25 protein-coding genes are annotated in these 25,746 nt (G+C 39.6%); 13 read left to right on the forward strand and 12 right to left on the reverse strand.

The window, feature by feature from the left end; translation table 11 throughout:
• Positions 1-63: 63 nt before the first annotated feature.
• From nrfD to nrfA, 4 genes are all read right to left on the reverse strand, one after another.
• A complete protein-coding gene (gene nrfD, locus ACXVWP_RS06020; protein ID WP_289901425.1) occupies positions 64-1,029 on the reverse strand; it encodes a cytochrome c nitrite reductase subunit NrfD in 966 nt (321 codons plus the stop codon).
• Positions 1,026-1,703, reverse strand: a complete 678-nt coding sequence (nrfC, locus tag ACXVWP_RS06025) for a cytochrome c nitrite reductase Fe-S protein (protein WP_297567445.1) — start codon at positions 1,701-1,703, stop codon at positions 1,026-1,028. Before nrfC ends, nrfD begins: the two co-directional genes overlap by 4 nt.
• Positions 1,703-2,368: a cytochrome c nitrite reductase pentaheme subunit gene (gene nrfB / locus ACXVWP_RS06030; protein WP_289901424.1), complete on the reverse strand. Its 666-nt coding sequence runs from the start codon at positions 2,366-2,368 to the stop codon at positions 1,703-1,705. Before nrfB ends, nrfC begins: the two co-directional genes overlap by 1 nt.
• A gap of 72 nt (positions 2,369-2,440) precedes the next feature.
• The gene (nrfA, locus tag ACXVWP_RS06035) at positions 2,441-3,964 is read right to left on the reverse strand and encodes an ammonia-forming nitrite reductase cytochrome c552 subunit (RefSeq protein ID WP_289901423.1); all 1,524 of its coding nucleotides are present in this window, start codon (positions 3,962-3,964) and stop codon (positions 2,441-2,443) included.
• A gap of 358 nt (positions 3,965-4,322) precedes the next feature.
• On the opposite strand from nrfA, the gene ACXVWP_RS06040 reads away from it, so the two are divergent.
• On the forward strand, positions 4,323-6,563 hold the full coding sequence (locus ACXVWP_RS06040; protein WP_297567450.1) for an ESPR-type extended signal peptide-containing protein: 2,241 nt from the start codon (positions 4,323-4,325) through the stop codon (positions 6,561-6,563).
• A gap of 5 nt (positions 6,564-6,568) precedes the next feature.
• Positions 6,569-8,599 carry a YadA-like family protein gene (locus ACXVWP_RS06045; RefSeq protein WP_458472635.1) on the forward strand — a complete coding sequence of 677 codons (2,031 nt, stop codon included), beginning with the start codon at positions 6,569-6,571 and terminating at the stop codon, positions 8,597-8,599.
• An 80-nt stretch (positions 8,600-8,679) separates the two neighbouring features.
• On the opposite strand, the gene mutM is transcribed toward ACXVWP_RS06045, so the two are convergent.
• The 4 genes from mutM to radC form a co-directional block, all read right to left on the reverse strand.
• Positions 8,680-9,495: a DNA-formamidopyrimidine glycosylase gene (mutM, locus tag ACXVWP_RS06050; protein WP_289901420.1), complete on the reverse strand. Its 816-nt coding sequence runs from the start codon at positions 9,493-9,495 to the stop codon at positions 8,680-8,682.
• Between the two features lie 72 nt (positions 9,496-9,567).
• Complete coding sequence (rpmG, locus tag ACXVWP_RS06055; RefSeq protein WP_005613503.1) at positions 9,568-9,738, reverse strand: 50S ribosomal protein L33; 171 nt, start codon at positions 9,736-9,738, stop codon at positions 9,568-9,570.
• An 11-nt stretch (positions 9,739-9,749) separates the two neighbouring features.
• Positions 9,750-9,986 (reverse strand): 50S ribosomal protein L28, encoded by a 237-nt coding sequence (gene rpmB / locus ACXVWP_RS06060; protein WP_005542826.1) that lies wholly within the window; start codon positions 9,984-9,986, stop codon positions 9,750-9,752.
• A 217-nt stretch (positions 9,987-10,203) separates the two neighbouring features.
• Positions 10,204-10,869 carry a RadC family protein gene (gene radC, locus ACXVWP_RS06065; RefSeq protein WP_289901510.1) on the reverse strand — a complete coding sequence of 222 codons (666 nt, stop codon included), beginning with the start codon at positions 10,867-10,869 and terminating at the stop codon, positions 10,204-10,206.
• Positions 10,870-11,073: 204 nt separating this feature from the next.
• On the opposite strand from radC, the gene coaBC reads away from it, so the two are divergent.
• From coaBC to crp, 5 genes are all read left to right on the forward strand, one after another.
• Entirely contained in the window at positions 11,074-12,276 is a 1,203-nt protein-coding gene (coaBC, locus tag ACXVWP_RS06070) for a bifunctional phosphopantothenoylcysteine decarboxylase/phosphopantothenate--cysteine ligase CoaBC (protein WP_289901419.1), read from the forward strand.
• Positions 12,277-12,349: 73 nt separating this feature from the next.
• Positions 12,350-12,805, forward strand: coding sequence for a dUTP diphosphatase (gene dut, locus ACXVWP_RS06075; RefSeq protein WP_049357052.1), 456 nt, complete (start codon positions 12,350-12,352; stop codon positions 12,803-12,805).
• Between the two features lie 3 nt (positions 12,806-12,808).
• Positions 12,809-13,462: a nucleoid occlusion factor SlmA gene (gene slmA, locus ACXVWP_RS06080; RefSeq protein ID WP_049357050.1), complete on the forward strand. Its 654-nt coding sequence runs from the start codon at positions 12,809-12,811 to the stop codon at positions 13,460-13,462.
• 21 nt (positions 13,463-13,483) lie between these two features.
• Positions 13,484-13,702 carry a YheU family protein gene (locus ACXVWP_RS06085; protein ID WP_005695554.1) on the forward strand — a complete coding sequence of 73 codons (219 nt, stop codon included), beginning with the start codon at positions 13,484-13,486 and terminating at the stop codon, positions 13,700-13,702.
• A 16-nt stretch (positions 13,703-13,718) separates the two neighbouring features.
• Positions 13,719-14,387, forward strand: a complete 669-nt coding sequence (gene crp / locus ACXVWP_RS06090) for a cAMP-activated global transcriptional regulator CRP (RefSeq protein WP_049357048.1) — start codon at positions 13,719-13,721, stop codon at positions 14,385-14,387.
• 509 nt (positions 14,388-14,896) lie between these two features.
• On the opposite strand, the gene nagE is transcribed toward crp, so the two are convergent.
• Positions 14,897-16,363: an N-acetylglucosamine-specific PTS transporter subunit IIBC gene (gene nagE, locus ACXVWP_RS06095; RefSeq protein ID WP_128787006.1), complete on the reverse strand. Its 1,467-nt coding sequence runs from the start codon at positions 16,361-16,363 to the stop codon at positions 14,897-14,899.
• Positions 16,364-16,578: 215 nt separating this feature from the next.
• Here nagE and ACXVWP_RS06100 point away from each other — a divergent pair, with 215 nt between their 5' ends.
• The 6 genes from ACXVWP_RS06100 (at position 16,579) to nagA (ending at position 22,041) form a co-directional block, all read left to right on the forward strand.
• Positions 16,579-17,268, forward strand: a complete 690-nt coding sequence (locus ACXVWP_RS06100) for an N-acetylmannosamine-6-phosphate 2-epimerase (protein WP_070590546.1) — start codon at positions 16,579-16,581, stop codon at positions 17,266-17,268.
• An 11-nt stretch (positions 17,269-17,279) separates the two neighbouring features.
• A complete protein-coding gene (locus tag ACXVWP_RS06105; RefSeq protein WP_289901417.1) occupies positions 17,280-18,218 on the forward strand; it encodes an N-acetylmannosamine kinase in 939 nt (312 codons plus the stop codon).
• Positions 18,211-19,077, forward strand: a complete 867-nt coding sequence (locus ACXVWP_RS06110) for a MurR/RpiR family transcriptional regulator (protein ID WP_289901416.1) — start codon at positions 18,211-18,213, stop codon at positions 19,075-19,077. The genes ACXVWP_RS06105 and ACXVWP_RS06110 overlap by 8 nt, the downstream gene beginning before the upstream one ends.
• A gap of 9 nt (positions 19,078-19,086) precedes the next feature.
• On the forward strand, positions 19,087-19,965 hold the full coding sequence (gene nanA, locus ACXVWP_RS06115) for an N-acetylneuraminate lyase (protein ID WP_049367080.1): 879 nt from the start codon (positions 19,087-19,089) through the stop codon (positions 19,963-19,965).
• 90 nt (positions 19,966-20,055) lie between these two features.
• Positions 20,056-20,859 (forward strand): glucosamine-6-phosphate deaminase, encoded by an 804-nt coding sequence (nagB, locus tag ACXVWP_RS06120; RefSeq protein ID WP_197546925.1) that lies wholly within the window; start codon positions 20,056-20,058, stop codon positions 20,857-20,859.
• Between the two features lie 36 nt (positions 20,860-20,895).
• On the forward strand, positions 20,896-22,041 hold the full coding sequence (nagA, locus tag ACXVWP_RS06125; RefSeq protein WP_289901509.1) for an N-acetylglucosamine-6-phosphate deacetylase: 1,146 nt from the start codon (positions 20,896-20,898) through the stop codon (positions 22,039-22,041).
• Between the two features lie 63 nt (positions 22,042-22,104).
• Here the strand turns inward: nagA and recF are convergent, their stop codons facing one another.
• From recF to dnaA, 3 genes are read right to left on the reverse strand one after another with little or no spacing between them, the layout of a single operon-like run.
• Positions 22,105-23,187, reverse strand: coding sequence for a DNA replication/repair protein RecF (gene recF / locus ACXVWP_RS06130; protein WP_070590556.1), 1,083 nt, complete (start codon positions 23,185-23,187; stop codon positions 22,105-22,107).
• A gap of 5 nt (positions 23,188-23,192) precedes the next feature.
• Positions 23,193-24,293: a DNA polymerase III subunit beta gene (dnaN, locus tag ACXVWP_RS06135; protein WP_014064018.1), complete on the reverse strand. Its 1,101-nt coding sequence runs from the start codon at positions 24,291-24,293 to the stop codon at positions 23,193-23,195.
• Positions 24,294-24,303: 10 nt separating this feature from the next.
• Positions 24,304-25,671, reverse strand: a complete 1,368-nt coding sequence (dnaA, locus tag ACXVWP_RS06140; RefSeq protein WP_128787010.1) for a chromosomal replication initiator protein DnaA — start codon at positions 25,669-25,671, stop codon at positions 24,304-24,306.
• Positions 25,672-25,746 lie beyond the last annotated feature (75 nt).

Below are 25,746 nucleotides of genomic sequence, written 5' to 3' on the forward strand. Positions count from 1 at the left end.
TAGTCTTTTAAATAAACAAAAGGCGTATTGTATACGCCTTTTGATTAAATAAGAAATTTATCCTTATGCAACGGTAAGTTGTCCGCCGTACAAGATGAAGTAACGTAAGCAGAGAACCCCGATTAAGTCGAAGATTGACACAAGGATAATAAAGTTCTTATTGTATTTTAAGCTGTCTTTTGCTGCAAGGTTCGCAAGTAGAGGAATGATGATACCAATTAAGAATACCCCAATCCAGAACACTGCACCCCAGAAGCCGGAAAGCGCATTATGCAATGCAACTACTTTCTGACCACCACCGAAGTGTAGACCAACAAAGAAACAGATTAATAAACCAAGTTCAGTCACCATAATTGGCACTTCAAATTTATGAATGAAGTGTGATTCATGGCTATCACCTTTTAATTTACCTGCAATGAGGATAAATAAGAAGGTTGCAGCGATACCTGAAGATGTACCTGAAGCCAAGAATAACGCTGGTAGAACAGGGTTATTTAACATTGGGTAACTAATCAATGCTGAAAGTAAGAAACCGGTATAAGCCCCTAGTACAGCAGCTAAGATGAAGAGAATGACTTCTACAGGACCAGTTAAACGTTCTAATACATTGATAATTTTACCGACGAACCCAAGTTTTGGCATAAAATGTTGAATGAACGCCATGATATCTTCTTTGAAGATAACCGCACACCAACATACCAAGAACAGCATATAAACTTGGAATAACATTACCCCCATAGACATTACAGAGTTAAATTGATAGTTAAACATCAATTTCCAGAATGTCCAAGGACGTGCCAAGTGGAAAATTAACAGGGTTAAACCAATTAATGTTGGCACAGAACCTAAAACGGCGGCTGCTCTGATAATCCAGTTTTTGCTAGGATTTTCTAATTTGTGACTACGTTTATAAGCAATCGCTAATTGTACCGCACCGGAAGAAATACCAAGTAAGAACAAATAGATAGCGATTGTTGAATCCCACACCAAATTAGGCGTGTGAAACGGAACAGGATAATCTAATGTCATCTTCTTGGCTCCCCATGTTGGAATGGAATATGGTAAAGATTTGGTTGAGTACCTAATTCCACTTTCGTGCGATAAACCGGATTTTCTTTCACTTTGCGGGAAACTGCACTGCTTGGATCATTCATATCGCCAAAGGTTAATGCTTTGGTTGGACAGGCTTCTACACAAGCAGGTTGTTTGCCAGCTGCTAAGTTTGTATCGCGACAGAAGTTACATTTATCCGCAGTACGGTGTACTGGGTGAATGAAACGTACGCGGTAAGGACAAACTGCAACACAGTATTGGCAACCTACACAAAGATCTTTATGCACATCTACGATACCTGTTTCAGGATCAATAAATGATGCACCGGTTGGACAAACTGCCACGCAAGGGGCGTTTGTACAGTGTTGGCAAGATTGACGGAAAAACTCGTATTCTTGATTTGGGAATTCGCCATAAGGTTCGCTACGGAGAATTTCCAAACGTGAAACGCCTTCAGGAACGTGGTTAGTTTCACGACAAGCATCCATACAAGCGGTACAGCCGATACAAGCTGTTTCGTCGTGTACCATTGCATAGCGTTTCGGTTTATCCGCCTTTTCCTCTTTCGCTAAAGAGGTGACTGATGCCCCCGTCATAAGGATTAATGCCCCCATGCCGGAAACAAAGTTTCGGCGTGAACAAGCTGTCATTATTTATCCTTTTGTTCGGTTGATTGCGTTTGTGATTGTGCTTCTTTTGCCGCTTTGCGTTTTTGTTGTTCGCCGTGGCAATCTACACAAAGTTTCACACGATTTTTCGGTTGAATACCTTTCATCGCATCATCTTTCGGGTGTAATGTGTGGCAGCTTGCACAAGGCAATTTCATTGCGTGAACATCGTGCGCCCAAAGTTTTTCACGAAGTTTTGCAGGTTGGTGACAAGCAAAACAAACTTGGTTTTGTTCTTGCGCGGTATACATTGGTTTTTTATCACCAAAGATATCACCTTCAAAACGCATCACATCTTTTGCTCCGCGACGGTGATCTTGCGAAATATTACCGTGACAGTTGACACAGTTGATCGGTTTACCCGTGTTAGGGCTTTTTTGATTTAAGTGAGCGCCGTGGAATTTACCAAAGTGTAATTCACCACCAGATTGATCTAAAGTTTGGTTTTTATCGACTTTGTCAAATTTGTGACATTTTGCACAATATTGGTTTGGATCACGTTGGTTATCCATTTGTGGCTCGTAAGTGAGTTGAGAGGCTGGTGTTTTAGCCATCTCTTCAGCATTTGCAGCCATTGGCAGTGCCACAAGCATTGCAAGCAATGCAAAGGATTTTGCCGATTTGCTGATTAAAGAAGTTAAATTCATTCTGATTACCTCAAATATAGGGTTAAAAATGACCGCACTTCGACACTTCAGCTACAAAGTGCGGTTCTTTTTTTATTGTTTTGTTGCGGTATCTTCAGCTAATTTGCCATTGGCTTTCGCTTCTTTTACCCATTGAGGTACAACAGTTTCTAAGAATTCTTTTTTCGCTTTACGTTCTTTCTCGATATCGATACCCATTACTTTCCATGCTTTATCAGCTGTAGAAATATCTGGTACTTCAACCGGAGTTTTCACGTCGTGTTTAGTTAAGATTGCTGCAAGTTTAGCACGAGCATCTGCTGCTTTGTCTAAACCGGAAGCTAATACACGAAGTATTACATCTGGAGCGTGCATGTGACCACCATGGCTTGCTGCAGTGTAGTCCCAACGCCATTGAGCGTGACGGATATCCATTAAAGCAGGTTCCATTTCTTCTTTAGTTGCACCTGCATCCCATGCTGCTTTTGCTTCAAAGTGAGCACGAACAACTTGATCTTCTAAACGCCCCATTGCATCTTTCACTTCTTTTTTACGTGAAGCGACGATGTCTTTAAGTTTTTCTTTGCTTTGATCGTGACAGTTTGCACAAGTGCTATCAAATGCATCGAATGGGTTTTGGATTTGGTGATCGGTATAAACTTTACCGTCTTTACCTTGTACTTTAGGCATGTGACAGTCGACACAAGTTACGCCGTTTTTACCATGCATACCTAAAGACCAAATTTCAAAGTCAGGGTGTTGCGCTTTTAACATTGGTGCTTTAGAAAGCGAGTGAGTCCAGTCACTGAAGCCGATATCATCGTAGTATTTTTCGATGTCATCAACAGTTTGACCGTTATCCCAAGGGAAGGTTACTTGTTTTAAATCACCTGCGAAGTAGTATTCAACGTGACAGTTCGCACAGATTTCAGCACGTTTTTCAGTGCGAGCAGCTGTGTTAAAGCTTAAGTTAGCTTGTTCTTTACCTTCAGCTTTTGCTTTTGCTTGAAGTGCAGTATTTAAGTGATCCAATGCACGAAGAACGTGTGGACGCGCAATACGTAATGCAGGTTTACCTTCAGCAAAGTCTTTTGATGTAGTATCGTGACAGTCTGCACAACCGATAGAGTTAACCACTTCTGGACCACCTTTAGCCCATTTTGCACCAAAGTAGCCATCTTCACCCCATTCCGCAATTAAACGAGGAACATCAGGGCCTTTACAAGTCCAACATGCCATTGGTTGTGGACCATCATTTGCATTTTTTGGCGCACCAGTACGTAAAATATTACGTACATCTTCCACTGCATAAACGTGACCACGCGGTGCATTATATTCTTTTGCGAAAGAATAGCCTCCCCATAACACGATTAAACGAGGATCTTGTTCGTCGGCGTAGATGATTTTGTCACCTTTTTCAGTCGCTTTCCACGAATTGAATTGGCTAGGATATTTCTCAGCAAATTTTTCATTTACTGCTTCAATTTTTAAGCTAGAATTTGGTGCTTCCACAGGTTGTTCAAGAGGCTTATAAACCATTTCAGCCATTGCTGAATTATATACACCTAAAGCTGCGAAAGAAGTCGCCAGTATAAGACTTTTTCTCAATATGCTCACGATAATTACTCCATTCAGGAAAGAATAAAAAAACAAAATGCGAACGTTTCTTATTAAGCTTTTGAATACACTCATAAAAATAGTTCAAGGCAAGTGTAAGATACCAAAAAGAAGGGCTTTTTCTACGCTTTTTTTGGGAAAGCTTGGGGTTGATCAAATTTTCGAATAAAAATACCTATAAAGAGGTATCATTTTAGCATGATTATTCTATGGGAATATGGGAAAAGAAATACCGACTTGTTGATAAATGATTTCTTTCAATCAATATGATGATTGATTATACTGTCATCAGTATTATTCAGTAATACTATAGCATATATTTATGGTAGCTCATTGAGCTTATTTTAATGGAGTTTTTATGAATTGCGTTTTTAAAATTATTTGGAATAAAACGATGCGATCATTTGTTGTTGCATCTGAGTTTGCAAAAGGTAAAACAAAAGCCTCAGCCAGTTTAAAACAATGTACGATAAGTGAGATGCCTTCGCTTTCTTTTTTTAAACTTTCTATTCTTACGATTGGTTTAATCACTATTATGCCTACGCAAGCTAAATTTGTGGGGGAGAACGTTAATCCAGTTAATGTTGGCGAAGATGCAGTGGGAATTGGAGATAGTACAACAAGTGCCAAAGGAAAATGGGCTATTGCCATTGGATCGGGGGCTAAAACAAGCGAAAATGAGAAACCCGGTTATTGGACTTCTATTGCGATAGGACGTAATGCGACAGCAATAGAAAATTCAACAACGAAAGAGAAATATTTCGCTGCGATTGCTATAGGTGAAGAAAGTAAAGCCGCAGATACTTCAGCTATTGCTTTAGGCTATGGGGCGAAAGCGCTGGGACGCTACGCTATTTCAGCTGGACGAGATTCAGAGGCGAAAAAAGAGCATGGTATCGCAATAGGTTTTGCCGCCAATGCAGCGGAGGCTTTTGCTATTTCTCAAGGGGCTAATTCAGAGGCAACTGGGCGAGAGTCGTTGGCGCTAGGTTATACGGCGAGAGCTACTCAGCGACGAGCTGTGGCAATCGGTCGCTATGCTGAAGCAATTGCACAGGATGCGGTTGCTTTAGGTGCTGATTCGCAAGCTAATGGGAATATGTTCGATAGTACAACTAGAAATGCAGAATTTAAAGATGATGCTGGTTTAAGTAAAAAGATTGACTTTGCAGCTTATAAGTCTTTAATCAATGGCGCTGTTTCTGTCGGCAAGGCCGGTAACGAACGCCAAATTCATAATGTGGCAGCAGGGCGTCTTTCACCAACTTCAACGGATGCTGTAAATGGTTCTCAACTTTATACGGTATTACACAATAGTGGCTTTAATGTATTAGAAAATAATGCTTCTAAAGCGAGAATTAACAATAATAATGTCGTTAATTTTAAAAATGGCACACAAACAACCGCAGTTGTAACGAAAACAGCAAATGGAACTGATGTGACGTTTAATGTAAATACGACGACAATTTCTTCTGATACACAAAGTAATGCGTCTACGCCAGATGGCGATGCGATTGCAAAGGCTGGTGATGTTGTAGAGGCAATTAATAGTGTACGTAATAAACCAATTACATTTACAGGTAATACTGGAAGTACTACGAAAAAATTGGGTGAATCTTTAAGCATTGTAGGGGATGGTACCGATATTACCAGTACAGCCGATGCAGACAATGTGACATTTACATTAAATAAATCAACTGCAGTAACGAAAGGGGATAATAAGGCTGTAACCAGTGGTGCAGTTGATACTGCCATTAAAGCCATCAACTTGAAGACAGCAGGTGATACAGGGAATGGTGCGGTTAATCTCGAAGCTCAATCTTTAAATATCACAGGTTCAAATGGTTTAACGACAGTTGCAGCTAACAATGGTGTTGAAGTGAAAATTGATGATGCAACGAAAAATAAAATTGATAATGCTGCAAATCAAAGCCTAAATAATATTAATTCTGATGGCAAAAATGTGATTAAAGGCTTAGTTGATATTGAAAATGGCAAAAATACGACAGCAAGTAGTCGAGATGAGAATGGCGTCAAAACCTTCAAGGTGGATGTAAATACAACTACGATTTCTGCCGGTGACAATGGACAAGTTAATACACCTGCTAACGGGGATGCGCCAGTGACAGCAACTTCTGTTGCAGATGCCATCAACAAGACTTATTGGAATGTTGTTGCAAATGACAATACCAAAAAAGAAGCGGTTAAGGCGGGCAGTACTGTTAAATTTATTGATGGTAAAAATATATCTATTTCTCAAAATGGTAAGGAATTTACTATTGGAACAAGTAATGAGGTAAGTTTTGATCATATTGGTGTTGGTCCTATTTCAATCGATAAAGATAAAGGGGTTGATGCTGGTAATAAGAAAATTAGCAATGTAGAAGCAGGAGAGGCAGGGACTGATGCAGTGAATGTTTCACAATTGAAAGAAGTGAAAGAGATTGCTAACAAAGGTTGGAATCTGTCAGTCGATGGCGGTAAAAATAAATCTAATATCGCACCAGATGCGACAGTCGATTTAAAAAGTGAGAATGACAACATTCAAATCACTAAAGAGGGCAATAATGTCACCTTTAAGTTAAATGATATGATATGATTAATGTGACTAATATTAATGCTAAAGATAATGTAACAGCAGGTGATACAACCATTAATAACGAAGGTTTAACTATTGCTGGTGGTCCAAGTGTTACTAAATCAGGAATTGATGCTGCAGATAATAAAATCACAAATGTAGCCGCTGGTACTGCTGATACTGATGCTGTAAATGTTTCACAATTGAACAAGACTGTTAATGCAGCTAAAACAGAAGTAGTAGCAGGTAAAAATACGTCTATCAAGAAATCTAAAGGCACTAATGGTGAAAGTATTTATACAATTGATGCCGTAGATACATCAGCGAGTGTGACAAGCGAGTCAGGTACATTAAAAGTAAAAACAGGTGAACCTGTTTTAGATAAAGCTGGTAATACTACAGTGACCAATTATGATATTGATTTGTCAGATAAGACGAAAGAAGATATCAACAAAGGTGTTGATGCGAGTACTGCGGTAAACACAAAAGGTTTAACTTTCACAGGCGATAACGGTACTAAAACTGGTGTGAGAAAACTTGATGACGAAGTTGCAATCAAGGGAGATAAAAATATCACTACCAAAGCAAGCGGAAGCCAAGTTGAGGTAACATTAAATAAAAATATTGCAGTAGATAGTGTAAAAGCAGGTGATACAATCATTAATGATAATGGTTTAACGATTTCTAATGGTCCAAGTGTCACTAAAACAGGTATTGATGTTGCTGATAATAAAATTAGCAATGTTGCAGATGGTGTTTTGGATGCCAATAGTAAAGATGCAGTGAATGGTAGTCAGTTACACGAAGTGAAAGAACTTGCGAGTAAAGGTTGGAATGCCACTGCGACGAAGAAAGAAGGTTCAACTGGCGAAGTGACCGGAACTGAAGTTGCAAATGTGGCATCAGGTCAGACGGTAAACTATATCGCTGGTGATAATATCAAACTTGAACAAAATGGTATTAACTTCACGATTTCAACCACGAAAGACTTGAAAGCAGGAAATGTGACAGCGGATAAATTTACTGCAGGCAATACTGTTATTGAGGGCAATCGTGTCGCTATTAATAATGGTCCAAGCATGACATCAATGGGAATTGATGCAGGGAGCAAAGCAATTAGTAACGTTACGGCTGGTAAGAAAGATACAGATGCTGTTAATGTGGCGCAATTAAAGTCAGCCAAAACAGAAGTTGAAGAGGGTAAAAATACGATTGTTACATCAAGAATTGGAGCTAACGGCCAAGTTATTTATAGTGTTAGTGCCAAGAATACTTCAGCGAATGTAACTACATCAGAAGCATTAGTTGTTGAAAACAGAGGTGAGAAAGATATCAACGGTACATCTGTGACTAATTATCATATTGATTTATCGCAAAAAACCAAAAATGACATCCAAAAAGGTGCAGATGCTAATACGGCAATTAGCTCAAAAGGCTTAACTTTTGTTGGTGATAGTAATAAATCTGATGTGAAAAAATTAGGCGATGAAGTTGAGATTACTGGTGATGATAATATCACTACAGTGGCTAACCCTAAAGGTGTTAAAGTTAAGCTAAATAAAGATCTTAAAGTGAATACTGTAACAGCGAATAAATTCACTGCGGGGGATACTGTGATTGATAGCAATGGTGTTACCATTAAAAATGGTCCAAGTATGACTAAAAATGGTATTGATGCAGGTAATAAACCAATTACCAATGTTGCACCTGGACGCATTGCAGCAGATAGTACTGATGTAGTAAACGGCAGCCAATTACACGAAGTAAAAGCTGACATGAATAACAAGATCAATAAGTTAAATGGTCAAGTGAACAAGTTAGGCAAACGTGTTAATGCAGGTACAGCAAGTGCGTTAGCAGCGTCTCAATTACCACAAGCTTACATTCCAGGTAGAAGCATGGTATCTGTAGCGGCGGGTAATTACCAAGGTCAAAATGCTGTGGCATTAGGTATGTCACGTATTTCAGATAACGGTAAAATCATTATTCGTTTAGCAGGTACTAGCGATACACAAGGTAAAATGGGTGTAGCAGTTGGTGCAGGTTACCATTGGTAATTGATGTAAAAATAATAAAAGGCATGGATTCCATGCCTTTTATTATTTAATTTATGCCATAAAAATATAGTTTTATACAGCTATTTCTTTTTCTGACAATGAGGGCAATAAAAGCTATTGCGTTGCCCAATAATCATACTTTCAATCTTAGTGCCGCATTTAGGACAAGGTTTACCTTTGTTTCCATAAACTAGCAATTCCTGCGCAAAATAACCTGGACGACCATCGGGTTGTAAGAAATCTTTTAATGTTGTACCACCTTGTATAATGGCTTTCGCTAATACGTTTTTAATCGTTTCAACGATTAAGACGCATTGTTTTCGCGTGAGGTTTTCGGCTAGTTTCATTGGGTGCAAACCACATAAAAAGAGCGTTTCATTGGCATAAATATTTCCTACGCCCACGACGACAGCATTATCCATTAAAAAAGTTTTAAGTGCGGTCGATTTCTTGCGTGATTTTTTAAAAAGGTATTCCGCATTAAATTCATCAGAAAGTGGTTCAGGACCAAGTTTTAGGAAAAGATGAAAGTCATCTAAGTTTTCAGTCCATAACCATGCACCGAAGCGTCTCGGGTCGTTATAACGCAGTAATTTGCCATTATTCATTACAATATCAAGGTGATCGTGTTTATCAATAGGGCTATTGTGCGGCACGATTCGAACAGAGCCAGACATGCCTAAATGACCAATGATATAACCTTTTTCAGTATGAATAATGAGATATTTCGCACGACGAGAGGTATCTAAAATTTTGACGTTTTTAAGCGTTGTTAATTCAGGAGAAACCACCCAGCGTAATTGAGGTTGGCGCACTACAATTTTTTCAATAATAAAACCTTTCAAATAGGGGCTGACACCACGCAGGGCTGTTTCAACTTCAGGAAGTTCAGGCATAGATAATCTCGATAATGAATTTGTGGTATAAAAAAACCCGAACAATGTCGGGCTTTTTTCAAATCAGCAAAATTATTTGATTTTTGCTTCTTTATAGATAACGTGTTTACGCACTACTGGATCAAATTTTTTGATTTCCATTTTTTCAGGCATATTACGTTTGTTTTTATCAGTTGTGTAGAAGTGACCGGTCTCTGCAGTAGAAACTAAACGGATTTTCTCACGAGCGCCTTTAGCTGCCATGTTTTAGCTCCTTAGATTTTTTCGCCACGAGCACGGATTTCAGCTAACACTGCATCAATGCCTTTTTTATCAATAATACGCATACCTTTCGCCGTTAAACGTAAGGTTACGAAACGGTTTTCACTTTCAACCCAGAAACGGTGAGTGTGAAGGTTTGGAAGAAAACGACGACGTGTCGCATTCATTGCGTGTGAGCGGTTGTTACCCACAGCTGGACGCTTGCCTGTTACTTGACAAACTCTAGACATAATAATCTCCAATAATTTAAATATAAGCTCGAGCTTATGGTTCGGATAATAAAGCTTAAAACTAAGCTTGCTTCCTCGTCAGGTCGCAGTATCCGACCCACTTACTATATTAAAGGTCGCAAATTATACTGACTTTATTTTTATTTCTCAAGTCTAAAAGCGATTTTTCCGTCTTTAAATAGAAATAAATGATAAAAAATCATCAAATTCCCTAAAACTATAACAGATTATGTTCTGCAAAAGAATAACAAGTCCCTTTGCCGACAATAAAATGGTCCAAAATACGAATATCTATTAACTCGGCGGCTTCGATAATTTTTTGTGTAATCAGTTTGTCGGAATAACTGGGTTCTGCGATACCAGAAGGATGATTGTGGGCTAAAATTAAGGCAGCTGCATTGCAGTAAAGACTTTCTTTGATGATTTCACGAGGATAAACATTCGTCACATTAATTGTGCCTAAAAATAACCGCTCTTTTTTAATCAAACGATGTTGATTATCTAAAAATAACACCATAAAAATTTCACGTTCTTCGTGGTGAAGCTCTGCTTGAAGATAAAGCTTTACTGTAGATGTGTCGCTAAATACATGCTCTATCAGTAATTCTTGTTTCAGATAACGCTTTGTCATTTCGGTGGTGGCTTGCAGTTGAACAAATTGCGTAATGCCTAATCCTTTTACTTTGCAAAAGGCTTCTTTATCTGCACTTAATAAGGCTCGAAGGGAGCCAAAATGTTGCAGCACGTTATGTGATAATGCCATGACAGGGCAACCTTTAATCCCTGTTCGTAGAAAAATAGCAAGTAATTCGTGATCTTCTAGGGCCTCAACGCCGTATTTCAATAATTTTTCACGAGGCATTAAAGGAGAGTTTGTCTGCATATTAATTAATGAAAAGAAAAAAGTGCGGTCAATTTTCATGATGTTTTCAATCTTGGCGAGAAGTCAGTTTTATTTTTGAAATCGAGATCGCAAAAATAAAATTTTTTATTGGCGAAATTTGAAGTAAAATAGGCGACCTTAAGTTGTTAAGTACTAACACACAAAAAAACATATCCATTCTATTAAGTCGTAGCGGAGTAGCAAATGAGCTTGAGCGGAAAGCGTATTGTTGTCGGAATTACAGGAGGCATCGCCGCCTATAAAACCATTGAGTTTATTCGTTTATTACGCAAATCTAACGTAGAAGTTCGAGTGACTTTAACACCCGCTGCCGCTGAATTTGTCACACCTTTAACGCTACAAGCCATTTCTGGCAATGCAGTTTCTCAATCTTTACTTGATCCTCAAGCTGAATTAGCCATGGGGCATATTGAGCTGGCCAAATGGGCTGATGCGATTGTAATTGCGCCAGCTAGTGCCGATTTTATTGCGCGTTTAACCGTTGGAATGGCAAATGATTTACTTAGCACGATTTGTCTTGCGACAAGTGCACCTATTTTGCTCGGACCAGCTATGAATCAACAGATGTACCGACAGGCAATTACACAACAAAATTTGACCGCTCTTTCTGCGCGAGGCATTCATTTTGTTGGGCCAAATAGTGGCTTTCAGGCTTGCGGTGATGTGGGAGCGGGTAGAATGTCTGAACCTGCTGAAATTTTTGAGTCGCTTCAATCACTTTTTGCTGTTCAGCAGGATTTAGCTGATTTAAGTGTCACTATTACGGCAGGCCCGACGCGTGAAGCTATCGATCCTGTTCGTTATATTTCTAACCACAGCTCAGGCAAAATGGGTTTTGCAATTGCTGAGGCTTTTGCAAAACGTGGGGCAAATGTCACCTTAATTGCGGGGCCTGTTAATCTGGCTACACCGAAAAATGTTCATCGTATTGATGTGACAACCGCCCATGAAATGTGGCAAGCCTCCCTTGAAAGTGCGGTCAAAAATCGTATCTTTATTGGCTGTGCTGCGGTAGCAGATTATCGAGTAGCGGAAGTTGCAGATCAAAAAATTAAGAAAACCAATGATAACGATGAGTTTTCTCTTAAATTGGTGAAAAATCCAGACATTATCGCCACTGTGGCAAGTTTAGAAAAAGATCGTCCATTTGTAGTGGGCTTTGCAGCTGAAACGCAAAATGTCGCTGAATATGCGAAGAGCAAACTTCAACGCAAAAATTTAGATATGATTTGTGCCAATGATGTATCGGGTGGGCAAGTATTCGGACAAGAGCAAAATGCTTTGCAGATCTTTTGGAAAACAGGCGAAAAAGCGTTGCCGTTAGCTGATAAAAATAAATTGGCAGACGTGTTGGTCACTGAAATTGTTGAGCATTATCACAAATAAAATACGTTCAAAATTCGTTGGATTTGGTGACCGCACTTTTGTATGACAGATTTCTTTTAAAGGATAAATAGGCATGAAAAAAATTGATGTAAAAATTTTAGATAGTCGTATTGGCAACGAATTTCCTTTACCAACCTATGCAACCGAAGGTTCAGCTGGTTTGGATTTGCGAGCATTGCTTGAAGAGGGCATTGAAATTCAACCAGGCGAAACCAAACTTATTCCAACAGGCCTTTCAATTTATATTGCCGATCCGAACCTTGCAGCCGTGATTCTGCCTCGTTCAGGTTTAGGTCATAAACACGGTATCGTATTAGGTAACTTAGTGGGCTTAATTGATTCAGATTATCAAGGCCCATTAATGGTGTCTGTATGGAATCGTGGTCATGAACCGTTCAAAATTGAAGTTGGTGACCGCATTGCACAGTTAGTTTTTGTGCCAGTCGTACAAGCTGAATTCAATATTGTCAGCGAATTTGCCGAAACTGAGCGTGGTGAAGGCGGTTTTGGTCATTCAGGTAAAAAATAAACTATGGTAGAACAATTATCTCTCGTAGAAGTAGATGAGGTAGCAGCGGAAATCAAACCGCCAAAAATCGAAAAACGCACGGTAAAAGAACGTCGGCAACAAGTGTTGACGGTGCTGACGCATATGCTGCATTCTGAACGGGGAATGGAACGTATGACAACAGCACGTTTAGCGAAAGAAGTAGGGGTGTCAGAAGCGGCACTTTACCGGTATTTCCCAAGCAAAACCAAAATGTTTGAAGCGTTGATCGATAATATTGAAGCGAATTTATTTAGCCGTATCACCACATCAATTCGTCATGAAACCAATACGATGAATCGAGTGCGTGATATTATGCAGATGATCCTCGACTTTGCGCGTAAAAATCCTGGTTTAACCCGTATTTTGACAGGGCATGCCTTGATGTTTGAAGCGCCTCTTTTGCAGGCTCGTGTTGCGCAATTTTTCGATCGTCTTGAAATGCAATTGGTGAATATTCTACAAATGCGAAAATTACGTGAAGGTCGTAGCTTTAATGTTGATGAACGAGTCATTGCTGCGCATTTAGTCACGCTTTGTGAAGGGCAGTTTATGCGTTATGTCCGCACAAACTTCCGTTTAGGCGCCAATCAAAGTTTTGAACAGCAATGGCGTTTTCTTGAACCGCTTTTTGCTTAATTGACTTTAGTTGATAAATATATGATTATTCCGTGGCAAGAATTGCCAACAGAAACCTTAGAAAATATTGTGGAAAGTGTGGTGCTTAGAGAAGGGACTGATTATGGTTCACACGAATTTTCTTTAGAACAAAAAAAACAACACCTACTAAACAAAATTCACAATGGAAGTGCAGTGATTGTTTGGTCAGAATTACATGAATCCATTGATATCAAAGATAAAATGGAATTTCTAAAATGAATCAATAGGAGCTTATATGTCAGAAGATGTAGAATTACTTGAAGAACAAAAGCCTCAGGATGATGAGCAGCAACGCGATCCTGCGCTTGATTGGTTCCTAACACATTGCCATTTACATAAATATCCAGCAAAGTCGACTTTAATTCATGCTGGGGAAGATGCCAATATTCTGTATTTCTTAATTAAAGGAACAGTAATGGTGTCATCAAAAGATGACGAAGGCAAAGAAATGATTTTATCTTATTTGGGGGCTGGGCAATTTTTTGGTGAAGCAGGTTTATTTGATGAGGGATCGAAACGTTCTGCTTGGGTGAAAACCAAAACGCCTTGTGAAATTGCGGAAATTTCCTATAAAAAATATCGTCAGCTTATTCAAATTAATCCTGAGATTTTAATGTTTCTTACTTCTCAGTTATCAAAACGCTTGCAAAATACCTCTCGACAAGTGACTAACTTGGCCTTTTTGGATGTGGCAGGGCGTATTGCTCAGGCGCTTATGCATCTAGCAAAACAGCCTGAAGCCATGACTCATCCGGATGGTATGCAGATTAAAATCACGCGCCAGGAAATCGGTCAAATGGTGGGTTGTTCTCGTGAAACCGTAGGGCGAATAATTAAGATGCTGGAAGATCAAAATCTAATTCATGCGCACGGCAAAACCATTGTGGTTTATGGCACTCGATAGAAAAAATAACCGTCTTTAATAAGACGGTTATTTTGTTTTTGTTACATTGATGTGATAGTTGAAATGCCTTTGTTAATTTTTATACGAAAAGCGAAAAAATACTTCTTTTAGTGCAATATCTTAATTGACAAAATAGCGGAAGACTTCTATTATAATACTACCTTCCAACGTGGTTTGTTTGGAAGTCAGGATTAGTCTCCTGAATATATAAGTGGCTTCTTTTAAAAGATTCTTAATCTTTTAATTTTATATCGCAGACTGGAACCCCAGAGATGCTTTAAATCTATGGTGGGCTAGGTAGAAATCCCGCAGGGATGCGATACAGTAAGCCACTTGCTGTTAAGACCAATTCTGCTTAGTTCCACCACCCTTCAAAACAATCTTCAATTTTCAAACATTCATTAACTTACTTTAAACGAGAAATTCTCAGCTAAAGTGCGGTCATTTTTTACTTTATTTTTCGCAAAAAAATACCGACCCATTTCTGAGACGGTATTTTATTTGGTGTGTTATTTCACTTTTTGTTTCATGGCTTCTGCCACAAGTTCAGCTTCAGGGCCGAGAACCACTTGTAAGCCATCGTTACCGATTTTCACGATACCTTTTGCACCAAGAGACTTAAGCTGTTCTTCATTAATTTTGTGTTGGTCCACTAAGCTTAAACGTAAGCGAGTGATACAAGCATCAATATTTTTGAAGTTATCAGCTCCACCTAAAGCATCAATAAATTTGACCGCTCTTTCTTCACGAGATTGGCTTGCTGCTGGTTGTGCTGCAGGGGTTTCTTCTGCTTCTTCTGCACGACCTAATGTTTTTAAGTTGAACGCTTTAATTGCAAAACGGAATACTGCATAGTAAATCACGAAGAATACTAAGCCTTGTACGATTAGCATATACCATTCAACGGCTAACGGGTTGCGTGATGAAAGCACCATATCCACGAGACCTGCACTGAAACCGAAGCCTGCGATCCAATGCATTGTTGCGGCGATAAAGACAGAAATACCGGTTAATACTGCATGGATGAAGTAAAGCACTGGCGCAACAAACATGAAAGAGAATTCTAATGGCTCGGTGATACCAGTAAAGAATGAGGCAAATGCCCCTGCAAGCATGATTGATGCCACTTTTGTTCTTTGGCTTGGTTTAGCGCTGAGATAAATCGCTAATGCGGCACCCGGTAAACCGAACATCATAACAGGGAAGAAACCGGCTTGATACATACCGGTTACACCAACTGTTGCAGTGCCTTCAGCAAGTGATTTCGCACCACCTAAGAAGTTTGGAATGTCATTGATGCCAGCCACGTCAAACCAGAATACCGAGTTTAATGCATGGTGTAAGCCAACAGGAATGAGTAAACGGTTGAAGAAACCGTAAAGACCTGCACCAACAGCGCCTAAATCTTTAATATTTTCACCGAATGATACTAAACCGCCGAAAATATATGGCCAGATGTAAAGCAGTACGAAGCTAATTAACATCATGACAAAAGAAACGACGATTGGCACAAGGCGTTTTCCGCTGAAGAAGGAAAGCGCTTTTGGCAATTCTACTTGATAGAAGCGGTTATAAAGTTCAGCTGAAATCACCCCGATCAAAATCCCAATAAATTGGTTATTGATTTTCCCGAAAGCGGCGGGCACTTCACTTACATCGATATGTTGTAGCTGAGCAACACTACCAGGTGAAAGTAGAGTGGTTACCACATAGTAACCCACTAAACCTGAAAGTGCAGCAGAACCATGTTTGTCCTTAGATAAACCGAAAGCAACGCCAACGGCAAAAAGCAGACCCATGTTATCGATGATAGCACCACCTGATTTAATTAAAAATGCAGCAAGTTGACTGTTAGCGCCCCAGCCATCAGGGTCAAGCCAATAACCAATACCCATCAGTACAGCCGCTGCTGGTAAGACCGCAACAGGTACCATTAAGGCCTGCCCAATTTTTTGCGCATAACCTAACACATTCATTTTTTTCTCCTATTTATAGTAATGAAGTATTACTTCATATTCTAAAGTAAAAAAAAATATTTTGTATAGATGTTGTTACTTTATCTCAAATTTGAGAAGCCGATCACAAATTTTGAAATTATACTTCAAAAAATATTTTTTTATGGTGTAACATCTACTATAATGAGACTCAACTAAAAGGAAACCAGGTATCCGTGCTTAGAATAGGAGTTTATATGTCGAAATTATCACATAATGAAGTCTTAGATAAAATTAAATTTGGTCTTATTGCGTCTTGTCAACCAGTTGATGATGGCCCGATGGATAAACCAGAAATCGTGGCGGCCATGGCACAGGCTTCTGTTGCTGGTGGCGCTGCCGGATTACGTATAGAGGGTATAGAAAATCTTAAAGCAACACGCCCTACTGTGAATGTGCCGATTATTGGTATTGTGAAACGAGATTTACCTGACAGTCCAGTGCGAATTACCCCATTTTTGCATGATATTGAAGATTTAGCGAAAGCCGGTGCAGACATTATCGCCGTGGATGGGACAAATCGTCCTAGACCAGTAGATATTGAAAGTGCGGTCAAAAAAATCCACGAATTAGGCTGTTTAGCCATGGCAGATTGTTCGAATTTAGAAGAAGGCTTGTACTGTCAAAAACTGGGTTTTGATATTGTGGGCAGTACGATGTCTGGCTACACAGGTGGTACAGTGCCAGAGGAGCCTGATTATCAATTAGTTAAAGATTTGAAAGCGGCAGGCTGTCGAGTCATGGCGGAAGGACGTTATAACACCCCTGAGTTGGCGAAAACGGCCATTGAAATTGGTGCTTATTGTGTGACAGTTGGTTCTGCATTAACTCGCTTAGAGCATATCGTAAGTTGGTTCACCGAAGCCATTCATTCAGCCAAAAAATAAAGGAAGAAGATATGTCATTAACAGTGGATAGTGGTCAGACATTACAGCGTTGTTTGGCATTAGATATTGGTGGCACGAAAATCGCTTCTGCTATAGTGAAAAATGGTGAAATTCAGCAGCGAAAACAGATTTCTACGCCACAGGATGATGCCGCTCAAGCCATGCATCAAATCCTTGCTCAGTTACTAAAAGAATATGAAGGGCAGTTTGATTATGTCGCCGTTGCTTCAACGGGCATTATTAATCAAGGCGTTCTGACCGCACTTAACCCTAAAAATTTGGGTGGATTGGCTCAATTCCCATTAAAAGACAGTATTGCACAACATACCGATAAACCGATTGGTTTGCTTAATGATGTGCAAGCTGCAGCCTATGCAGAATATCAATTACAAAACCCTAATGATGTTCAAAACTTTGCCTTTATTACGGTTTCAACAGGCGTAGGGGGCGGTTTAATTTTAAATCATCGTTTACTTACTGAGCCAAACGGCATTGCGGGGCATATAGGGCATACTTTGGCCGATCCTAATGGCCCTGTTTGTGGTTGTGGCCGCCGCGGTTGTGTTGAAGCTATTGCATCCGGTCGCGCGATTGAAGCAGTTTCTTCTCAATGGGATGAGCCTTGCGATCCTAAAGAAGTTTTTGCGCGTTTCCGTCAAAATGATGAAAAAGCAACCGCACTTGTGACTCGTTCAGCTCAAGCTATTGCGAATTTAATTGCGGATTTGAAGATTGGATTAGACATGCAAAAAGTCGTGGTTGGCGGTAGCGTAGGGTTGGCAGAAGGTTATTTACCGTTAGTTCAAGCTTTATTAAGTGAACTTCCTGCTGTTTATCATTGTGAATTAGAACGTGCTCAATTTGGACAAGATGCGGGCTTGATTGGCGCGGCTTACTGGGTAAAAGATTGCTTATTACAAGCCAAAAATACGGGAGTGGTTTATGGCTAAAAACGGCAATATTTTAAATATCATCAGCTCGTTATATCGTAGTTTAACGAAAACAGAAAAGAAAATTGCGGATGCGATTTTATTGAATCCCGATCTTGCGGTGCAAGCGCCTTTAGCTGAAATTGCCGCCCATTTAGAAGTGGGGGAGGCGACCTTTGTACGTTTTTGCCGTACTCTCGGCTTTAAAGGTTTCAGTGATTTTAAATTGGAATTATCCATCGAGCTAGCCACAAAAGATGGCAAAGATAACACCGTATTAGATTCCGATATTACCGATTCTGACAACTCATTGAATATTGCGCATAAGCTGAAATCTGCCATCAATAACGTGATGGATGAAACCATTAATTTGTTGGATTTTGAGCAGTTGGAAGAGGCAGTAAAATCCATTCAACAAGCGAATCGTGTTTTCTTATTTGGTGTGGGTACATCCGGTATTACTGCGGAAGATGCCAAAAATAAACTGATGCGTATCGGTGTGCAAGTGGATGCGACGGGTAATAATCATTTTATGTATATGCAGGCATCGTTATTGACGAAAAAGGATGTCGCAATTGGTTTGAGCCATTCCGGTTATTCGCAAGAAACCACTCATACCATGAAAATTGCGAAAGAAAATGGCGCCAAAACCATTGCGATTACGCACAGTTTGCGTTCCCCCATCACTGAATATGCTGATCTTGTTTTAGTGAATGGGAATAAGCAAGGTAAGTTGCAAGGCGATTCTATCGGCACGAAGATTGCCCAATTATTCGTATTAGATTTGATTTACGCTTTATTAGTACAGGCATCGCAGGAAAGTGCGGTCAAAATAAAGCAAAAAACATTAAATGTCATTTTAGAACAACGTATCAAATAGGAGAGAAAAATGCGTAACTTAAAAGGTATTTTTAGTGCGTTATTAGTATCATTCAATGAAGATGGCTCTATCAATGAAAAAGGTTTGCGTGAAATCATTCGCTATAACATTGATAAGATGAAAATTGATGGTTTATATGTAGGCGGTTCAACAGGTGAAAACTTCATGCTTTCTACGGAAGAGAAAAAACAAATTTTCCGTATCGCGAAAGATGAAGCAAAAGACCAAGTCGCGCTAATCGCACAAGTGGGTAGTGTGAACTTACATGAAGCAGTGGAATTAGGTAAATATGCAACGGAATTAGGCTATGACAGTCTTTCTGCAGTAACCCCGTTCTACTATAAATTTAGCTTCCCTGAAATCAAACATTACTATGACACGATCATTGCTGAAACAGGCAATAACATGATCGTGTACTCAATTCCGTTCTTAACTGGCGTGAATATGGGGATTGAGCAATTCGGCGAACTTTATAAAAACCCGAAAGTGCTAGGTGTGAAATTTACCGCTGGGGATTTCTATCTATTAGAACGCTTGAAAAAAGCTTATCCAAATCACTTAATTTGGGCTGGTTTTGATGAAATGATGGTACCTGCAGTCTCTCTAGGTGTAGATGGTGCGATCGGTAGTACATTCAACGTAAACGGTGTCCGTGCAAGACAAATCTTTGAATTAACCAAACAAGGTAAATTGGCTGATGCGCTTCAAGTTCAACACGTGACCAATGATCTTATTGAGGGCATTTTAGCGAATGGCTTATATCTCACTATCAAAGAGTTATTGAAACTAGAGGGTGTGGATGCAGGTTATTGCCGTGAGCCAATGACAGCGAAAGCAACACCAGAGCAATTAGCGAAAGCGAAAGAGTTAAAAGCAAAATATTTATAAATTAATGGAAAAGTGACCGCACTTACTTCTTTCTTCCTTCTATAGCGGGGCGGAAAGAATGTCAGTGTGGTACTGATAAGGAAGGTTATTATGCGTCTCATTCCTCTGAACAATGAACAACAAGTCAGCCGTTGGGCGGCGCGTCATATTGCTGATCGAATTAATCATTTTAAACCTACCGCAGAACGTCCTTTTGTATTAGGTTTACCAACAGGCAGTACACCACTTAAGACCTATCAAGAATTGATTAAATTAAATCAAGCAGGAGAAGTGAGTTTTAAACATGTGGTGACCTTTAATATGGATGAATATGTGGGTTTACCAAAAGAACATCCCGAAAGCTATCACAGTTTTATGCATAATAATTTCTTCAACCATATTGATATTCAACCGCAAAATATCAATATTTTGAATGGTAACACCGATGACCATGATGAAGAATGTCGTCGTTATGAAGAAAAAATTAAATCTTACGGCAAGATTCATTTATTTATGGGCGGCGTAGGTGTTGATGGACATATTGCCTTTAACGAACCTGCGTCTTCTTTAAGTTCGCGTACCCGTATTAAAACTTTAACACCTGATACCATTATTGCTAATTCTCGTTTCTTTAATAACGATGTAAATCAAGTGCCCAAATATGCTTTAACAATCGGCGTGGGTACATTACTTGATGCAGAAGAAGTGATGATTTTAGCAACGGGTCATAATAAAGCCTTAGCTGTACAAGCTGCAGTTGAGGGTAGTATTAATCACCTTTGGACAGTGAGTGCTTTACAGCTTCATCGTCATTTCGTTTTGGTATGTGATGAGCCTGCTCTGCAAGAATTAAAAGTGAAAACAGTGAAATATTTTACCGAATTGGAAGGTCGCGCGATTCATAGTGTATTATAAGTGCGGTTAATTTTAATTTGATTTTAGGAAGGTATGATGAAGTATGCGTTAATTAACAGCGTAATCTACACCAAAAATGAGGTGTTAAGAGATTATGCGGTGGTTATTGAAGGGGAATATATTCAATCCGTTATTCCACAAAGCGAATTAGAAAGTGGGATTAAAACCATTGATTTAAAAGGGCATAATCTCACAGCAGGCTTTATTGATTTGCAATTAAATGGCTGTGGCGGCGTGATGTTTAACGATCAAACAAGCGTGGAAACATTAGAAATCATGCAAGCCACTAACTTGAAATCAGGCTGCACCAGTTTCTTACCAACGTTTATTACTGCACCAGATGAAGATATCAAACTGGCAGTAAACATTATGCGTGAGTATTTGAATAAGCATAAAAATCAAGCGCTTGGTTTACACATCGAAGGCCCTTATTTAAGTCTTGAGAAAAAAGGCGTGCATCGCCCGGAATATATCCGTGAAGCGACGCCAGAGATGAAGGATTTCTTATGTGATAATGCTGATGTTATTACCAAGCTTACCATTGCCGCTGAAAACCCAACGGTGCAATATATTCCGGATTTTGTAAAAGCAGGCATTATTGTGTCTATTGGGCATTCTAATGCGACTTATGAAGTGGCGAAAGACGCTTTTCATAAAGGGGCAACTTTTGCGACTCACTTACACAATGCCATGTCGCCGATCAGTTCAGGACGTGCAATGGGCGTAGTTGGTGCAGTGCTAGATTCCGATGTTTACACAGGCATTATTGTAGATGGTGTGCATGTGAATTTTGGTAACGTTCGCTTAGATAAAAAAGCGAAAGGTGACAAGCTTTGTATTGTGACTGATTCTCTTGCTGCTGCAGGTGCACCACCTGAATTGGAAACCTTCACCTTTGTAGGAAAACCGATTTATGTGAAAGACGGTCGTTGCTATGATGCAAATGGTACGATTGCAGGTGCATCAATTACCATGATGGAATCTATTAAGAATGCTGTAGAGTATGTAGAAATGCCATTAGCAGAAGCGATTCGCATGAGTAACCTTTACCCAGCAAGAGCAATCGGCGTAGATGATCGTTTAGGCTCTGTTGAAGCAGGAAAAGTCGCAAACTTGGCGGTATTCACAAAAGATTATGACGTGATTGGTACCGTATTGAATGGTGAGTGGAAACCAAACTAAAGTGCGGTCAAAAATAGTATTGTTTTAAACGTAATCCGATCTTCAAACAGATCGGATTATTTTTTATGACTGTAGTTCGGCGATCTTACCAGTATCTACTTGGAACAATTTTCCTTTTCCCACTTGCATCTCTTTGAGTTGCCCTTGAGTAATAGCGGTTACGAAAACTTGAGAACCACTTTGTTGCAAGCGTTCCGCAAGCAGGGCGCGTTTATGTTGATCCAACTCAGAGGCAAAGTCATCAATTAAAAAGATGCAATGACGCTGTTTTTGAATCATTAAATGTTCACCTTGCGCTAAACGTAGCGCACACATCAATAATTTTAATTGACCACGAGAGAGCACATCTTCTACAGGTAGTCCATTGGCTTTAAAGCGGAAATCCGCTTTTTGTGGGCCTGAAACTGTATAACCAATGGCTTTGTCTCGCTCAAAGTTTTGCGCCAATAATTCACCATATTCTGTCGCTTTCTCCCAGCCTTGATGAAAGCTAACAGTAATTTCTAATTCAGGTAAAAATAACTGGCAGGTTTTTTCAATTTCTGGACGTAAGGCTTCTGCATATTCAGCACGCCAATCACTCACTTGGTGGGCTAATTTGGCTAATTCAATATCCCAAATTTTAATCGCAGAATAAGGCTGATTTTGACTTAATGCGGCATTTCGCTGTTTTAATAAGCGGTTTAATGCAACCCAAGAGGAATGAAAACTGTTATGGTGGTGGAATAAGCCCCAATCTAAAAATGCACGTCGAAAACTAGGGCCGCCATTTAATAAGGTAAGTCCTTCAGGCGTAATTAATTGCATGGGTAAAAGGTGAGCGAGATCGGCAATTTTATTGCCGTCTTCACCGTTTATTTTTGCGATGGTATTACCTTGACGAAGTTTTTGTAAGCCAACAGACCATTGATGTTGGCTTTCTTGAATTTGGCCAAAAAGCGTGAAATGAGGTTCGTCGTAAGAAATGATGCGATTTGCGACCGCACTTTTGAAAGAGCGTCCATGCCCGAGATAAAAAATGGCTTCTAATAAGCTCGTTTTTCCGCTGCCGTTGTTGCCGACTAAAAAGTTAAAGCCGTGATCAAATTCAAGATCCACGGCATTTAAATTTCTAAATTTTTCAACAATTAAGCGAGAAATGGCCATTATTCTTAGAGGCGCATTGGCATAATGACGTATTCAGCGCTTGCATCTTCGCTGTTTTCAATTAAGCAGCTTGATGACGCATCCGTGAGGCGAATACGTACTTGTTGGCATTTTAAGGCGTTCAATACATCCAAAATGTAAGTCACATTAAAGCCCACTTCCATTTCTTCACCTTGATAATTCACATCCACGATTTCTTCTGCCACTTCGTGTTCTGGGTTAGATGCGGTAATTTTAAGTTGGTTTTCACTTAAGTTTAAACGCACGCTACGTACACGTTCATTTGAAAGGATAGAAGCCCGTACAAAGGCTTGTTTTAAGGTTTCCCAGTTACCTTCTACGATACGCGTTGCATTACGTGGTAATACTCGACGGTAATCCGGGAAGCGGCCATCAATAAGTTTTGAGGTAAACACAATGTGGTTTAAGTGAATACGAAGATTATTCGTGCCGATTTGCAAACGAGCAAGTTCATCACTGCTTTCTAATAGGCGATTCAGTTCTAATACACCTTTACGAGGGAGAATAACGGAATGAGTTTGCAGATCTTGATCTAATTCGATCGTACAAACGGCAAGACGGTGACCGTCAGTTGCAACAGTACGTAATAAATTACCTTCCGTTTCAAATTTCATGCCGTTTAAGAAATAGCGAGCATCCTGGTTTGCCATTGAAAATTGGGTGGCTTCAATTAAGCGACGTAAGGTGCTTTGCGGTAAGGCAAAATCCACTTCAGATTGCCAATCCGTTAGATTTGGATATTCTTCAGCGGGCAGCGTAGTGAGATTAAATTTACTGCGACCCGATTCTACAATGGCGCGATCTTCTTCAAAGGTAACTGTAATTTCAAATTCATCTGATAATGTACGGCAAATATCTAAGAATTTTTTAGCCGGAATAGTGAACGCGCCATCAGCGGTTGAAGACGAAAGTTGAGTATAGCTAGAAAGCTCAACTTCAAGGTCTGTCCCTGTAATCGTTAAACGGTTATCTTCAATTTGTAATAACACGTTATTTAATACAGGAATATTCGGACGATTGCTCAATACGCCACAAACTTGCTGTAAGGGTTTTAATAGGTTTTCTCTTGAAATGCTAAATTGCATCATTGGCTCCTTATGCCGATAATGTGCGAATTAAATTCGCCCAATCTTCTTGAATACTGCTGTCTTTTTCACGGAATTTTGGCACTTCACGGCAGGCATTTAAGACGGTCGTATGGTCGCGTTCAAAAGCTCGTCCAATTTCGGGTAAACTTTTATTGGTTAATTCTTTGGCTAATGCCATCGCAACTTGGCGTGGACGAGTGACTGATCTCGCTCTGCTTTTTGATTTTAAATCCGCCACTTTAATTCGATAGTATTCTGCCACGATTTTTTGAATGTTTTCAATGGTTACTAAACGTTCTTGTAAGGCGAGAATATCTTTTAATGTGTCACGGACAAAATCAATATCAATGTGACCACCTTTGAAGTCTTGCATCGCTTTCACACGGTTTAACGCACCTTCTAATTCACGAACGTTAGTGCGTAAACGTTGAGCAATAAAGAATGCCACTTCTTCTGGCAGCGCCATATTATGTTCTTCTGCTTTTTTCAGCAAAATCGCAACACGGGTTTCTAAATCAGGTGGTTCAATCGCAGTGGTTAAACCCCAGCCGAAACGAGATTTTAGGCGTTCTTCAATTTTCTCAATTTCTTTTGGATAGCGGTCAGAGGTCAAAATAATTTGACGGCTGGTTTCAAATAAGCTATTGAAAATATGGAAAAATTCTTCTTGTGTTTTTTCTTTCTCTGCAAAGAATTGAATATCATCCACTAATAAGGCATCAAGAGAACGATAGAATTTTTTGAATTGATCCATTTTATTATCACGCATTGCTTTTACCATGTGCTGCATAAAATTATTCGCATGGATATAAAGCACGCGGGCATTCGGTTTATTCGCTAAAATACCATTACCGATGGCGTGTAATAAGTGAGTTTTACCTAAACCTGTCCCCCCATATAAAAAGAATGGATTTGCTGTTGGTTCACCAGGTGCAAGGGCAAGTTTTTGACCTACTGCACGGGCGAGTTGGTTTGATTTACCTTCAACAAAGTTATCAAATACATGTTTACGATTTAGATGTGATTCAAATTTAGTTAGTGAATCAGATTCTTGCTGAGAACTCACCGCACTTTCTTGATGATTAGCTGTTTGACTCGGGGCTGATTCAACTGCTTTTGGCGCTGGTTTTACCCCTTCTTTTACGATAATTTGTAGGTTTGGATTTTTAGCAAGGGCTTGGCAAATTTGATGAATTTGAGCCAAGTAATGATTTTCCACCCAGCTTTTTACAAACATATTGGACGCATATAACACCACTTGATCTTGTGAGATGACATCCGCTTGTAATGGGCGTAACCAAGTGCTGAGATCCATCGGAGAAACTTGATCTTGTAGCTGTGATAAGCAATCTTGCCATAGGGTGGAAAGGCTCACGATAAATTATCCTTATGTTATATGCGTATAAAATAAAAGCCGCAAAAGTGCGGTTAAAAATCGAAGAGGATTTTA

This window comes from Haemophilus sp. SZY H56 (assembly GCF_054332415.1).

Coding starts and splice junctions, on each gene's coding strand:
- nrfD (WP_289901425.1), bottom strand. CDS start 1,029: ATGACATTAGATTATCCTGTTCCGTTTCACACGCCTAATTTGGTGTGG.
- nrfC (WP_297567445.1), bottom strand. CDS start 1,703: ATGACAGCTTGTTCACGCCGAAACTTTGTTTCCGGCATGGGGGCATTA.
- nrfB (WP_289901424.1), bottom strand. CDS start 2,368: ATGAATTTAACTTCTTTAATCAGCAAATCGGCAAAATCCTTTGCATTG.
- ACXVWP_RS06040 (WP_297567450.1), top strand. CDS start 4,323: ATGAATTGCGTTTTTAAAATTATTTGGAATAAAACGATGCGATCATTT.
- mutM (WP_289901420.1), bottom strand. CDS start 9,495: ATGCCTGAACTTCCTGAAGTTGAAACAGCCCTGCGTGGTGTCAGCCCC.
- rpmG (WP_005613503.1), bottom strand. CDS start 9,738: ATGGCAGCTAAAGGCGCTCGTGAGAAAATCCGTTTAGTTTCTACTGCA.
- rpmB (WP_005542826.1), bottom strand. CDS start 9,986: ATGTCTAGAGTTTGTCAAGTAACAGGCAAGCGTCCAGCTGTGGGTAAC.
- radC (WP_289901510.1), bottom strand. CDS start 10,869: ATGCAGACAAACTCTCCTTTAATGCCTCGTGAAAAATTATTGAAATAC.
- coaBC (WP_289901419.1), top strand. CDS start 11,074: ATGAGCTTGAGCGGAAAGCGTATTGTTGTCGGAATTACAGGAGGCATC.
- dut (WP_049357052.1), top strand. CDS start 12,350: ATGAAAAAAATTGATGTAAAAATTTTAGATAGTCGTATTGGCAACGAA.
- slmA (WP_049357050.1), top strand. CDS start 12,809: ATGGTAGAACAATTATCTCTCGTAGAAGTAGATGAGGTAGCAGCGGAA.
- ACXVWP_RS06085 (WP_005695554.1), top strand. CDS start 13,484: ATGATTATTCCGTGGCAAGAATTGCCAACAGAAACCTTAGAAAATATT.
- crp (WP_049357048.1), top strand. CDS start 13,719: ATGTCAGAAGATGTAGAATTACTTGAAGAACAAAAGCCTCAGGATGAT.
- nagE (WP_128787006.1), bottom strand. CDS start 16,363: ATGAATGTGTTAGGTTATGCGCAAAAAATTGGGCAGGCCTTAATGGTA.
- ACXVWP_RS06100 (WP_070590546.1), top strand. CDS start 16,579: ATGTCGAAATTATCACATAATGAAGTCTTAGATAAAATTAAATTTGGT.
- ACXVWP_RS06105 (WP_289901417.1), top strand. CDS start 17,280: ATGTCATTAACAGTGGATAGTGGTCAGACATTACAGCGTTGTTTGGCA.
- ACXVWP_RS06110 (WP_289901416.1), top strand. CDS start 18,211: ATGGCTAAAAACGGCAATATTTTAAATATCATCAGCTCGTTATATCGT.
- nanA (WP_049367080.1), top strand. CDS start 19,087: ATGCGTAACTTAAAAGGTATTTTTAGTGCGTTATTAGTATCATTCAAT.
- nagB (WP_197546925.1), top strand. CDS start 20,056: ATGCGTCTCATTCCTCTGAACAATGAACAACAAGTCAGCCGTTGGGCG.
- nagA (WP_289901509.1), top strand. CDS start 20,896: ATGAAGTATGCGTTAATTAACAGCGTAATCTACACCAAAAATGAGGTG.
- recF (WP_070590556.1), bottom strand. CDS start 23,187: ATGGCCATTTCTCGCTTAATTGTTGAAAAATTTAGAAATTTAAATGCC.
- dnaN (WP_014064018.1), bottom strand. CDS start 24,293: ATGCAATTTAGCATTTCAAGAGAAAACCTATTAAAACCCTTACAGCAA.